Origin of the sequence: Dolichospermum sp. DET69 (genome assembly GCA_017355425.1) — a bacterium.
Taxonomy (GTDB): domain Bacteria; phylum Cyanobacteriota; class Cyanobacteriia; order Cyanobacteriales; family Nostocaceae; genus Dolichospermum.
This window is the reverse complement of record CP070234.1, coordinates 136,359-148,465: the sequence shown is the minus strand read 5'-3', so window position 1 is coordinate 148,465 and position 12,107 is coordinate 136,359. Positions and strand designations below refer to the sequence as shown.

Here is a 12,107-nt window from a genome sequence, read left to right as displayed (position 1 = left end):
ACACTGAATAGTCACAAAAATTTACACAAAAGTGAAAGATAAATCATTGATTTGTTGTTCATAAAACTATATAATCTGATTTATTATACATCCAACAACTTAATATATTTTCGGGAATGGTCGCTAAGACAATTTATAAATATTTTTTGTTTTATCTTAAATCACAGGAAATGTTTAAATGCTAATACTAGAACAAAATTCACAACAATTAAAACTAAAACTAGGAACAAATTCTGAATTGGTAACGGGAAGTTTTTTTCTAATAATCGGAGTTTTTTCTGTATTTTTCTATGCGTTGATATTTACTAATTTGTTATCAATAGATAGTTTCAAATATTCTAGTAAAGGAGCAACTATTTTTCTAATAGGAAGTATTTTTATTATTCTTGGCTTGTCTTACTTAATTCGTGATTATCCAGAAAGCTGCGATTTTGATAAATCTACAGGTAAGTTTACTCTCAATGAAAAAAGTTTTTTGTCAGGAATTAAAACTACTGAATATTTACTTGCAGACATTGCAACTATAAAAATGGTACTAGCACAAATAGAAGATCCTCATTACTATATCAGCTTAATAACAGAATCCAAAAAAGAAATAAACTTAACTACTAGATACAACAGCGCACCCCAGGGAAATCCTGAAATAGCTCAACAAATCTCTGACTTTCTCAGTATTTCACTAACCCGTTAAAAGAATAAGTATACTTGTTTAGCAAAATTATTTATGTTGGCTTGGCATATCCTTAGTTGATCAAAAAGTATCAAATTGAAAAAAAGGAGAAATTAAATAATGTTAGGGCTATCACACTTATTAATTAGTGGTACTGCGGCCAGTTTATTACTCGAAACTGCTGATCCTGTAGTAATTATTGTTGCGGCAATGGGTGGTTTACTTCCAGATGTTGATATTTCCACCTCACCAGCCGGTCGGTTATTTCCTTGGATATCTGGATATTTTGAAAGTACCATGCCTCACAGAAGCTGCACCCATTCATTGGTTGCTAGTGGTGTTGTAGCGATCGCCTTTTATGGAATAGCACTATTTTTCCCACAATTCATACCGATAGCGAGCGCCCTAACAATTGGTTATACATTTGGCTGGTTTGCGGATTGTTTTACTAAAGGCGGTGCAGAAATGTTCTGGCCAAATCCTGTTCGATGTGTTTGTCCTGGCAATCGTAATTTTCGGTTAACAACAGGCAGTAATGCCGAATATATTGTACTTGTTGCTCTAATAGCGATCGCATTATCAGTATTTAGTATCAATAATGAAGGTGGAGTTTTAACCCAATTTAACAGGCTAATTGGCTCAACATCAGGAGTAGAGGGAATTTATAATAAGTCAGGGGCAACTCATAGAATTATTGCCAATATCAAAGGTATCAGTGCTGTTAATAGATCAAGAATGGATGGACAATTCACTATTATTCAAGACAATGGTACAGGATTTATAGTCTTAGATCCTAATACCAATAAAATTTACAAGGCCGCAACAGACCCGGATAGTCAAATTATTATTGAACAAATTACTGCTGATGTGGGCAAACCTGCTGTTACCAACGTTGAAACTATCGTTTTAGAAGATGACGTAATTGGAGAAGTGATTTCCAAATTTAACAGGTCAGGAGCAATGGTATTTGTGAGTGGTGGATTGTCGGTAGATGATTTTGATACTACTGTATTAACACCAGATCCTTTTCAATTCAAATTTATTACTGCTTCACCAAGTACAATTAAATTAGATGCTGCACCTCTGAATACCGTGATTAAATTTTTAGGAGATGAATTTGCATCAGGTAGCTTAGAAGTCAGATCAATTATTTCCAGTAACTAATGATGTCATTCTAAAGACTTATTTCTTAAACTAAGCTAAAACAAATATAACATTCAATAATGAAACCATTACCACAAGCTACATTGAAGCCACAGGGTAAAGTAATTGAGAAAGAGCGATCGCACTCTGGCATATTCTTAGGTGATAAATGCTATTGGAATCCGGCTACTTTAAGAAATGGTCATGCAGTGGTTTTAGGGACTTCTGGAAGTGGTAAGACTCAAACCTTAAAATCAATGGCTTATGAATTACCGTCACTGTTCCCAGAAATTAAAGTTATTTTAATAGACTTGCATGGGGATTTAGGACTACCTAATGAAGTTTGCTATAGGTTAGATGCAGAATCACCACACGGGCTTAATCCACTGGTTTTAGACTTAGATCCTAGAGGTGGTGGTCCCGATTTGCAAGCGATCGGCATTTCATCAATTCTTAGAAAATCCTTAAAAATGGGAGATAATCAACAAGGATTACTACTTAACTGTTTTATAAGCTGCTACGAAAACAGGGGAATATTTCAGAAGCAACAATCAACATGGACTAATCAACCTCCTACCTTTGCTGATTTAGAAGCTGAATTAGAAAGCCGTGTAGAGGATGGTTGTAAAGATTCAGAGAAACTATTGTTAAAAATGGCTGCTACATTTAAGTACGGCATATTTAGCAAACCACAGCCGTCCTTAGATTTCCCACTCGTTAGATTTGACTTATCAGCATTAGCTAAAGTACCTGGATTATCAGCTATAGCCGCAGAAACTCTTTTAAAACAATTGCTTGATTCTCATAAATTGAAGGGTGAAATTGCAGATAAAACACCTCGCAGCTATGTGATATTGGATGAATGTAAAGAAGTTAAATCATCGGAAACCCTTGCCAGAATATCAGCAGAAGCCCGTAAATTTGGATTATGTACAATTGTGGCTAGTCAACGAGATGCCCATATCTCAGGAGAAGTCCTAGCCAATTCGTCTCTCAAGCTGGTATTAGCTGTAGATGAAACTGAAATTAGTAGTGTTAAAAAGAGATTTAGATTTTCTGAAACTATGATTGCTTCTTTGCAACCCTTAGAGGCATTAGTCAGGATGGATGGAGATGGTATGAAAACTAAAATTTTACCTTACTACCTGCGTATAAAGAAATAACTATTCTTTGATAATTAAATCTTTGACTTCACAATTTAACACATCACAAAGTTTATTTAATACATCAAATTGAATTCCTTTTGCTCTTCCTTGTTCTAACTTTTGAATGTTTTGAGGCGACATTTCTGAAAGTTTGGCAAGCTCAAATTGCGATATGTTTTTAATCTCTCTAATTTCTTTGAGATTAATTTTTATACTCATTTTTACTACTTATAGCTACGAATAATACTAACTATAACACAAATAGTAGTACCACAAATAGTAATAAGAAAATTTAATCATAAATGACTTTAGTATCATAAATTGCTATTGAACAAAGCTTGTCTATTACAATTAATAATACTATGATTAGTAATATAGAGAGCGATCGCTAAGTTTGCGAGACAGAGGCAATCACTCTCTAATCCACTATTAATGGAATTCTCATCATGACATATTTAACCAACGAATTCAACTTAGCTCACGTTGAGTTATTTGAAAAACTGGAAAAACAAGCTGCTGCTGTTTCTTCAATCCTTCCTGAAATTGAAATTGATTCATTACATGATGAAGATTTTGGAAGTTTATATCGTGTTTGGCTTGGTATAAAGTTACTCGGTACTTTTTACAGAAGAGATGATGGTTTTTGGATTTCTCAACCTTTTTACACTTCAAACCGAGAAGTTTGGGTAACTGACAGTGAAGCTATCGCCGCAATAGCAATATAAGCCATCACTTTTAACCTCTCACTCAGTGGGGGGTTAATTAATCATGTATTTAAGGAAAGACAGATGCAAGAAATATTAGCAGCAATTAAAAGCTTAGAATCAACAGAATAATTAGCTTTAGTTAAGCAGGTTGTTCAAAACTTTAATTCTCAACAAATAGATGAGTTATCAGTTTTTTTAGAAAGTTTTAATCAGTCAAGCATCGTTGTTGATAGTTCTCAAACTAATAATAATTACTCTGCTCAAAATTCAACTACAACAGAACCTCAGTTTGTTAAAAATGAATATTTAGTTAGTGGTTCGTTTGTTTCTATTAACACTAGGTTTTCATTAAATATTTCCAATTCTTCATTTGTTCAAGTTCAACAGTCAACTGATAAAGATTACCGAGTTTTTATCATTTTAGTTGCAATTCTTCGGATAATTAAGTGAGGTAAAAATGGATTTTGATAAAGATAAGTTTTATTTAGGTAAACTTTGTCATCATAACCATAAATGGAATGAACTTGAACAAAGTTTACGCTATTGCTCAATTAATCGCTGCGTTCAGTGTATTAAAGAGAACAGACCAACACCAGAGCAGCAAAGAGCGCAATACCAAAAAAACAGAGAAAAGAGGCTACAGACTGCTAAAAAGTGCAGGGATATGAATCCACAGAGAGTAAAAGAAAGCCAGAAAAAATACAGAGAGAAAAATAAAGAAAAAATAAAAGCCTACATGAAAAAATGGGAAGAAACCAACAAAGAGAAGAGGAGTGACTATCATAGTAAATATTATTCTGAGAATTCCGAGTTAATATCTGAAAGGAGAAAAAGTTACTTTAAAACAGAAAAAGGTAAACTAACAGCAAGGCGAACCAGTAAAAGAAGAAAAGCTAGAAAGCGTGGAGTTCATTTAGTTAATTACACAGATAAGCAGATTAGAGAACGATATGAGCAATTTCAAAATTCTTGTGCTTACTGCTGTAAAAATGTTAAGCTTTTTCGTGATCATTTTATTCCAGTTAGTAAAGGTGGACCTGATTGTTTAGGTAATATAGTTCCTGCTTGCTTAATCTGCAATTCTAGTAAGCAAAATGCAGATCCAATGGAGTGGTATAAATCTCAAGAGTTTTATTCACTTACTCAATGGAAGAAGATACTTAAAATTCTTGGAAAAACCGAACTAAATTACACTCAAATTCCGTTGTTTTAATTAACTTTGTTGTAAACTAGAGTAGAGAACCTTTGAAAGTCTCTACTTTTTTACCATTTTATGAACGTTACCAAGGGTAAACAATTATTAATAAATATTGGATTATTGGGTGCGATCGCTTTTTATTCTAGTGGAAAATATAGCGATCGCTTTCTATTCTAGTGGGAAATATAGCGATCGCTCCATAGAAATCGCTACAATTAGTTTTTAGCCCTCTAAGTAATCCCTTAACAATTTTTTCTTGGTTTGAGCTAAATCTTCCTTCTCTGCTTCTGTCAATTCGAGTCTAAATTTTTCCACTTCCAATTGTTGTTTCAATTTTTGTTCTGCACTTAAATTGATTGGTAATTTTTTGATGTCATCATCACCGGGAATAAATCGTCGCTCAGTGTACATGAATCTAAAATGCCGTTTATCCTGTGGCGGTAATAAATCCCATACTTCAGACTCCCAACCAGGTGGCATAAAATCAAGTTGCAACTGCTGAGGATTTTGCATTTGAGCAAAATTTTGTTGAAGCTCTTGAATTTGCATTTCCATTTTAGGAATCTTTTTGCAAGCTTCTTTGGCGATCGCCTCACACTGAAGAAAATAGCTTCTAATTTTTTTTCCTTGCTCAGTCCCAGCCACTAATTATCAATTTTGATAATTTTCCAACCCTGAGAGGTCTTTCTAGTGCCTCTTACTACAGCAAATAAGTTTTGATAATTCAAGTTATTTTCTTTACAAAATTCTTTCAAGTTGTTAACTGTTATGGTCGCACCATTTGGAGATGTCAAAAAATAAGTATTGATCGCTCTAACAGATAACCCCTTCTTTGCATCAGACATTTTTCTTCTGGTTTCAATACTTGCACAATGTTTCCCTTTATTTGATTCAGATATTTTCTTTTTAGTTTCTTCGCTACAAGGTCTTTTGGCTTGCCTCTTTCTTGCTGAAGATATTTTAATACGTGTCTCTTTAGATGCTTTTACGCCTTTTCTGTTATGAGCGGAAGGTGATACATTAAACTCTGGTTTAAAAGTATTTAAATAATGTTGCTCTAAGTCCAACAACCCCTGATTGTTTTTATCCGTTAGTATTTCGTGGGTTTCAATGATTTCAAAAACAAAATCTTCAGAGCCGTATTTATCCCAGGCTCGTTGCAAGAATAAGCTATGATGTTTTAACCTTTTCAGTTCTTTCAAGTGTCGTTTCCATCTTTGATAGAACCCTACCGATGTGCTTCCTATATATCTTCTCCCTGTGCTTTTTTGTGTAATGCAATAAATCCCAGTTTTTGATAAATCTTCAACCAAGTTGGGGGTAATAAAAGGTATTTTATTATTCATTTTGCTGCAAAATATTGGGTTACTCTGCGATTACAACTATTGTAGCATTTTAAAATAGTCATGCCCATTGACTTAAAACAATCAACGGTTAAAATAATCTTCTCACATCGGCTAGAACCCTTGCCATCAGCGCACTTAACCACTTGGTTAAATGAAGTAAAATCTATTTCTACCTCAAAATTTCTTTGAAGTTTTAACTTAGCTTTTTGCTTGGTAGAATACCCCAACCACTGCCATGCGTCGTCAAAATCTATGGGAAATTGATCATCAGAAAAATAAAGAGACAATGCAAAATCTTGGTCAAATGTTATGCTAGTCATAGTTCATTGTGTATGAATGGACTACCAGTGAAACAGCCAATGGAGAATTTACGACGTTCTCCTTTGGTTCTGGTACTACAATTTTACAATATTTTAATATGAATAATAATATAAATACCTCTTTTTATATAGCAATAACAAAGCACTCTATAGCGTAAGAATCGCTCTTTAATTATAGTGGAAAATAAAATGTTATATTATTGATGGTTCACTGTGTTTTAGTTTTGGTGAATTTTATGAAAAATAATAATTTGGCAATAAATATCTTTTTTGCAATTGCGATACCTGCGGTGAGCTTCGCTATCGCACTATCAACAATTCTCGTAGGAAAATTAAAACCACAGGAAAGACAGGCAGTTGCTGAACCTGTTAGTCAATCTGAAGTGGTGAATAAAGAAGAATTACCAACTACCATAGTGCAAGAAAACCGCACTTCGACCCCACTCAGTGACCGTCTCCTGAAAATGAGTATATCTGTTGACAATCAATCATTTTTAAAGGTCAAGTTAAATGATAAAATTAAAATAGGTGATGTTATATCTGACAATTCTAACGAAAGGCAACGATTAGACCGTCAAAGACAAGCTATTAAATTACAAATTGATAATCTTAACTCTAAAACTCTCATAGCTCCAACACCACCGCAACCAATACCACTACTAAAAAATTTACCACCATCTGCTTTTGAAGAGGAAAAAGCTCACATATCTCAAGCTGAATTGAAGTTAAGACAAGCTAGATTAATTTTATCTAGTCGTTCCAAATTATTGAAAACTGACAATCCAGAACGCCGGGCTGAATTTGAAAAGGCTGGGGCTAGTTTAGCGATCGCACAACAGAAGGTACAAGAGCAAGAGCAAATGATTGTTGCTATGAATGATATGAAAATGCAGTCTGAGATTTTACAACATGAACAATCTAAATTGAAAAAACTGCAATCAGAATTAGATCAGGCACAATCGGAAGTTGAACAGGCACAAGCTAAATTATCGGCTGCTGCTATTATTCAAAATCAGGAATTAGAACAGTTACAAACTAATGTTAATTTGACCGATTCAGAACTACAGCTTGCTAAATCAAGGTTAGAATCCGCTAAAAATCGCCGCCAAATTCAAGAGTATCAAGCATCTGTGGAGGAGGGTAAGCGTAGTCAGACTGAAACACAAGCTAGACAGGATTTTGAACGTTCTAGGCTACAGTATGATGAAGCTGTCAGGAATAAGGATTATCAACTTGCACAATTAGGAATTTCTCTATCAGCTATTGAGGATAAATTAGCAGATATTCCTATTGTTAGAAGTCCTAAAGATGGTTATGTGAGAAAGATTAAACCTTGGGTAGGTAAGGATGGTAAATACACTACTACTATTACTATTGTTTCTATGAGTGCTTCTAAGAGTGAGAATAAGTAGGGGTGGATGCGATCGCAAAGCTGTCACCAGAGGCAAGATAGGCTGAAACTCTTGATATATATAGGTTTCAGCGATGCTTGAGTAAAATTAACACTTTTGCACAAATCTTGGGTATTTATTAACTTTATTTACAGGTTTTACAGTGATCGCTCTATCAGCTTTTAGCATCAATAGTAAGGGGGGAATTTTAACCCAGTTTAACCGCTTGATTGCTTCTACATCAGGGGTACAGGGTGTTTATAATAGTTCGGGTGCAACTCATAGAATCATTACTAATATTAAGGGAGTGAGAGCCAGCGATCGGTCAAAGGTTGATGGACAATTTCAGATTATTCAACCTAACGGAATTGAATTTATAGTCTTAGACCTCTGGTAAAATTGTAAAAAAAACCTATAGGACATTTTCTAGACCTATAGTTTTTGCCAAGTTATAGGGAGTTCATGGTTCGAGTATAATCACCTTGACCTTCCAGGTTGACGAAGGTGTAGTATAGACATGACAACTCAAATGCAGCTTGTAATACGAGGAAAGTGAAATGGCTCATACTATTCTGACAGTTACTACCACAGCCGATCAAAATGATGGTAATGATAAGGATCTTAATAATTTATCTCTGCGGGATGCGATTTTAATCGCCAATGCGAATCCGACTACTGATTATGAAATCCATTTAACTGGAGGAACAACTTACAACCTCACATCAAATGGGATTAATGAAGATGCAGCCTTGAAAGGAGATTTAGATATTAAAAGTCGCAGTAATGTGCTTTATATTGTGGCAGTTGGTGGACAAGCAACTATTAATGCGTCAGGTTTATTAAATAGCGATCGCGTTTTTCAGGTACTGGATGGAGGTCAACTAAGCTTACAGAATGTAATGGTTACGGGCGGCAATATATCTAGTGATGGTGGAGGTATTAGAGTTGATTCTAATGCCGCTCTCGATTTGTATAATTCGACAGTTACAGGCAACAAAGCGTCCGGTTTTTCTAATAGCGGAGGCGGCATCTACAACAGTGGTTTCGTCTACCTACGCAACGGCAGCATAGTTAGTAATAATATCGCTGCTGGTGACTCTTCTCAAGAAGGCGGCGGCATATACAATTCCGGCGGTACACTAATTGCAACTAACTCGACAATTAGTAACAACGAAGGGGGAGTTTACGGTGGCGGCATCTCTACTGTATCTGGATCGGTGACTCTGATCAATACTACCGTTAGTGGTAATAGTGCGGGAAATGGGGGCGGCATACGAAGTAATGGCACTTCAGTTACTTTACTCAATACTACAATCAGTGGTAATAGTGCGAGAAATGGGGGCGGTATATATGCTTCTACTAATGGAGTATTCAATTTGATCAACAGCACTGTTACCAAGAATACTGCTATCAGCACCGAATACGGCGATGGCGGTGGCGGTATTTATAGTCTTAGTGCCACGGTTAACCTCAAAAACACGATTGTGGCTGGGAATATAAATAGTAATGCTCCTGATCTTCTCTCTTCTTTTTTGAGTTCAGCGCTATTTAATGGTAACAATAACAACTTAATTGGCTCTCTGGCTGGCGCTAAAGGCACTGTAGGCACTGGTACAGATATTGTTAACCCCAACCCCGGACTCAGACCCTTACAAAATAACGGTGGACTCACCCTTACTCATGCTCTCCTTCCTGGTAGTCCGGCGATTAACGCTGGTAACAACAACTTAATCCCTGCTGATACAGAAGACCTTGATGGCGATGGAAATAGAACAGAACCCATTCCCTACGACCAACGAGGTTTAACGCGGCTTGTTGGAGGTGGAGTCGATATCGGCGCATTTGAGGTACAAGCAGCAGCCTTACCCAGCCTCAGCATCAAAGATATTACTGTTACCGAAGGTAATACAGGCACAAAGAACGCTACCTTTACTGTGACTCTTTCTGCCGCTAGTACCTCTGTTGTCACAGTTAACTATGCTACTGCTAACGGCACAGCCACAGCAGGTAGTGATTATACCGCCACCACAGGTGCATTAACTTTTAATCCCGGTGATACCAGTAAAATTCTCAATGTTGCTGTGACTGGCGATATGACAATTGAATCAAACGAAACTTTCTTGGTTAACCTTAGCAATGCCACTAATGCCACTATTGCAGATAACCAGGGAGTGGGAACCATAACCAATGATGACACTCTGCCCACTCTGTCCATCAATGACATCACTGTTGTCGAAGGGCAAACTCCGCAAGCTGTCTTAACTATCACTCTTAGCAGTGCCTCTAGTCAACCAGTTACAGTTCAATACGCTACAGCCCCTGTAACTGCTACTGCCAATGCAGACTATACCAGTAGTAGCGGTACTTTAACTTTTGCTGCCAATACTACCACTGGCACAATTACTATTCCTATTCTGAATGATAGTCTCAGCGAAGCCAACGAAACCTTTAAAGTTAACCTTTCCAGCCCTACCAATGCAACTTTGCAAAAATCCTCTGGGACTGTCACCATCACTGACACTTTGCAGGCTAGTACCACCACAACCTTAGCTGATGGGATCGAGAATTTAACTCTAACTGGAACGAGCAATATTAATGGCACTGGCAATAGTGGCAATAATATATTGACGGGCAATAGTGGTAATAATATTCTGGCTGGTGGTAGTGGAAATGATACCTACGCATTCAATGCTTCCACCCCATTAGGTAGCGATACCATACAAGAAATCAGCACAGGCGGCAACGATACTATCAGTTTTAGTGGTACTACTACTGATGTCCGCCTAAATTTGGGTGTGATTACTACGCAGACAGTCAACAGTAACTTGAAGTTGACTCTATCTGCTAATAATGTGATTGAAAATATAGTCACTGGTAGTGGAAACGATCGCCTGATTGGCAATAGCCTCAATAATAATCTCAATGGGGGCAGTGGCAATGATGTGTTAACAGGTAGAAGCGGTGCAGATATTTTAACTGGTGGGGCGGGAAATGATATTCTTTCTGGTGGGAGTGAGAGCGATCGCTTTTGGTATAGTAGTGGACGAGTTTTTACCAGTAGCGACTTTGGTGTTGATACCCTGACTGACTTTACATCTGCCAGTGACAAGTTGGTGTTGAGTAAACAGACTTTTACTGCTTTAAGTAGTGTTGTAGGTGATGGGTTGAGTCAAGTTTCTGATTTTACTACTGTAGAGGATGATGATTTAGCTGCAACTAGTACTGCATACTTGGTTTACAGTATCGGTAGTGGCAGTCTTTACTATAACCAAAATGGTAGTGCTGCTGGGTTTGGGACTGGTGCTGAGTTTGCTAATTTGATTAATTTACCTAGTGTGACTACTGCTGATTTTGCGATCGTTGCTTGATTAGCCGAAACCTGGGCTGACATTGGTTAAAGTCTCAGTATATTTAGCAAGATAAAACCTGATTTCTGTATCAACTTTGTATGCGGGCAAGCACGGCTTCAATTACTGTCTGGGGTGCTTCCCGTTGGATAAAATGTCCGATTCCTGCGATAGCGAAGCGCTCCGAAGGAATCGCAAAACCACAAAATAAAGTAATTGAGAAAGAGCGATCTGCTTGCAGCAGCGCTTCGCTATCGCACTCTGGAATATTCTTAATGCTATTGGAATCCGACTACTTTAAGAAACGGACACGCTGTAGTTTTAGGGACATCTGGCAGTGGTAAAATAAATGTCTAGATTGATTCAGCAATTCCCTAGTTTTGATAACTGGGGATTTTTTGTATAAAATATACGAATAGTTAATGGTTTTTATTTCCATGAAAATCAAATTATTCATAATTTTATCAATTGTAATTTTTCCCCTAAGAATAGAAACAGCGACAGCGATCGCGCAACCCTCCTTAGAAATCGCAATACCCACAATAGAAATCGCTCAACCCCGACAAACACCGACAGCGAACCACGTCAACCCCGTTAATAAAACCCCGACAAACACCGACAGCGAACCACGTCAACCCCGTTAATAAAACCCCGACAAACCCCGTCAGCAAACCTGTACAGCTTGCTAATAATGGGATAGAAACACCGACAGCGAAACCCGTCAATAAAACACCGACAAACCCCGCAACCAAACCTGTACCCCCTGCTAATAATGGGATAAAAACACCGACAATAAACCCCGCCAAAAAGCCTGTAACCCCTACTGGTAATGGAATAAAA

General features: G+C 37.0%; 12 protein-coding genes and 1 pseudogene. 9 read left to right on the top strand and 4 right to left on the bottom strand.

What is annotated here, in order from left to right:
• Positions 1-178: 178 nt before the first annotated feature.
• From EZY12_27305 to EZY12_27295, 3 genes are all read left to right on the top strand, one after another.
• The gene (locus tag EZY12_27305; protein ID QSX70905.1) at positions 179-691 is read left to right on the top strand and encodes a hypothetical protein; all 513 of its coding nucleotides are present in this window, start codon (positions 179-181) and stop codon (positions 689-691) included.
• Positions 692-790: 99 nt separating this feature from the next.
• Positions 791-1,834, top strand: coding sequence for a metal-dependent hydrolase (locus tag EZY12_27300; protein ID QSX70904.1), 1,044 nt, complete (start codon positions 791-793; stop codon positions 1,832-1,834).
• Positions 1,835-1,893: 59 nt separating this feature from the next.
• The gene (locus tag EZY12_27295) at positions 1,894-2,976 is read left to right on the top strand and encodes an ATP-binding protein (protein ID QSX70903.1); all 1,083 of its coding nucleotides are present in this window, start codon (positions 1,894-1,896) and stop codon (positions 2,974-2,976) included.
• Here the strand turns inward: EZY12_27295 and EZY12_27290 are convergent, their stop codons facing one another.
• Positions 2,977-3,177, bottom strand: coding sequence for a helix-turn-helix transcriptional regulator (locus EZY12_27290; GenBank protein ID QSX70902.1), 201 nt, complete (start codon positions 3,175-3,177; stop codon positions 2,977-2,979). It abuts the gene before it with no gap.
• Between the two features lie 227 nt (positions 3,178-3,404).
• On the opposite strand from EZY12_27290, the gene EZY12_27285 reads away from it, so the two are divergent.
• Both EZY12_27285 and EZY12_27280 read left to right on the top strand, forming a co-directional pair.
• On the top strand, positions 3,405-3,683 hold the full coding sequence (locus EZY12_27285; protein QSX70901.1) for a hypothetical protein: 279 nt from the start codon (positions 3,405-3,407) through the stop codon (positions 3,681-3,683).
• Positions 3,684-4,122: 439 nt separating this feature from the next.
• Complete coding sequence (locus tag EZY12_27280; GenBank protein QSX70900.1) at positions 4,123-4,878, top strand: HNH endonuclease; 756 nt, start codon at positions 4,123-4,125, stop codon at positions 4,876-4,878.
• Between the two features lie 207 nt (positions 4,879-5,085).
• Here the strand turns inward: EZY12_27280 and EZY12_27275 are convergent, their stop codons facing one another.
• The 3 genes from EZY12_27275 to EZY12_27265 are packed head-to-tail and all read right to left on the bottom strand — an operon-like array spanning position 5,086 to position 6,529.
• Positions 5,086-5,508 carry a hypothetical protein gene (locus EZY12_27275; protein QSX70899.1) on the bottom strand — a complete coding sequence of 141 codons (423 nt, stop codon included), beginning with the start codon at positions 5,506-5,508 and terminating at the stop codon, positions 5,086-5,088.
• Entirely contained in the window at positions 5,508-6,209 is a 702-nt protein-coding gene (locus tag EZY12_27270; protein ID QSX70898.1) for a GIY-YIG nuclease family protein, read from the bottom strand. Before EZY12_27270 ends, EZY12_27275 begins: the two co-directional genes overlap by 1 nt.
• Positions 6,206-6,529 carry a hypothetical protein gene (locus tag EZY12_27265; protein QSX70897.1) on the bottom strand — a complete coding sequence of 108 codons (324 nt, stop codon included), beginning with the start codon at positions 6,527-6,529 and terminating at the stop codon, positions 6,206-6,208. Before EZY12_27265 ends, EZY12_27270 begins: the two co-directional genes overlap by 4 nt.
• A 236-nt stretch (positions 6,530-6,765) precedes the next feature.
• Between EZY12_27265 and EZY12_27260 the strand changes: the two genes are divergently transcribed.
• The 4 genes and pseudogenes from EZY12_27260 to EZY12_27245 all read left to right on the top strand — a co-directional run bounded on the left by EZY12_27260 (position 6,766) and on the right by EZY12_27245 (position 11,911).
• The gene (locus tag EZY12_27260; GenBank protein ID QSX70896.1) at positions 6,766-7,941 is read left to right on the top strand and encodes a hypothetical protein; all 1,176 of its coding nucleotides are present in this window, start codon (positions 6,766-6,768) and stop codon (positions 7,939-7,941) included.
• Between the two features lie 145 nt (positions 7,942-8,086).
• Positions 8,087-8,327: pseudogene (locus tag EZY12_27255) on the top strand (metal-dependent hydrolase).
• A 150-nt stretch (positions 8,328-8,477) separates the two neighbouring features.
• Positions 8,478-11,288: a M10 family metallopeptidase C-terminal domain-containing protein gene (locus EZY12_27250; protein QSX70895.1), complete on the top strand. Its 2,811-nt coding sequence runs from the start codon at positions 8,478-8,480 to the stop codon at positions 11,286-11,288.
• A 416-nt stretch (positions 11,289-11,704) separates the two neighbouring features.
• Positions 11,705-11,911 (top strand): hypothetical protein, encoded by a 207-nt coding sequence (locus EZY12_27245; GenBank protein ID QSX70894.1) that lies wholly within the window; start codon positions 11,705-11,707, stop codon positions 11,909-11,911.
• Positions 11,912-12,107: the final 196 nt, after the last annotated feature.

Coding starts and splice junctions, on each gene's coding strand:
- EZY12_27305 (QSX70905.1), top strand. CDS start 179: ATGCTAATACTAGAACAAAATTCACAACAATTAAAACTAAAACTAGGA.
- EZY12_27300 (QSX70904.1), top strand. CDS start 791: ATGTTAGGGCTATCACACTTATTAATTAGTGGTACTGCGGCCAGTTTA.
- EZY12_27295 (QSX70903.1), top strand. CDS start 1,894: ATGAAACCATTACCACAAGCTACATTGAAGCCACAGGGTAAAGTAATT.
- EZY12_27290 (QSX70902.1), bottom strand. CDS start 3,177: ATGAGTATAAAAATTAATCTCAAAGAAATTAGAGAGATTAAAAACATA.
- EZY12_27285 (QSX70901.1), top strand. CDS start 3,405: ATGACATATTTAACCAACGAATTCAACTTAGCTCACGTTGAGTTATTT.
- EZY12_27280 (QSX70900.1), top strand. CDS start 4,123: ATGGATTTTGATAAAGATAAGTTTTATTTAGGTAAACTTTGTCATCAT.
- EZY12_27270 (QSX70898.1), bottom strand. CDS start 6,209: ATGAATAATAAAATACCTTTTATTACCCCCAACTTGGTTGAAGATTTA.
- EZY12_27265 (QSX70897.1), bottom strand. CDS start 6,529: ATGACTAGCATAACATTTGACCAAGATTTTGCATTGTCTCTTTATTTT.
- EZY12_27260 (QSX70896.1), top strand. CDS start 6,766: ATGAAAAATAATAATTTGGCAATAAATATCTTTTTTGCAATTGCGATA.
- EZY12_27250 (QSX70895.1), top strand. CDS start 8,478: ATGGCTCATACTATTCTGACAGTTACTACCACAGCCGATCAAAATGAT.
- EZY12_27245 (QSX70894.1), top strand. CDS start 11,705: ATGAAAATCAAATTATTCATAATTTTATCAATTGTAATTTTTCCCCTA.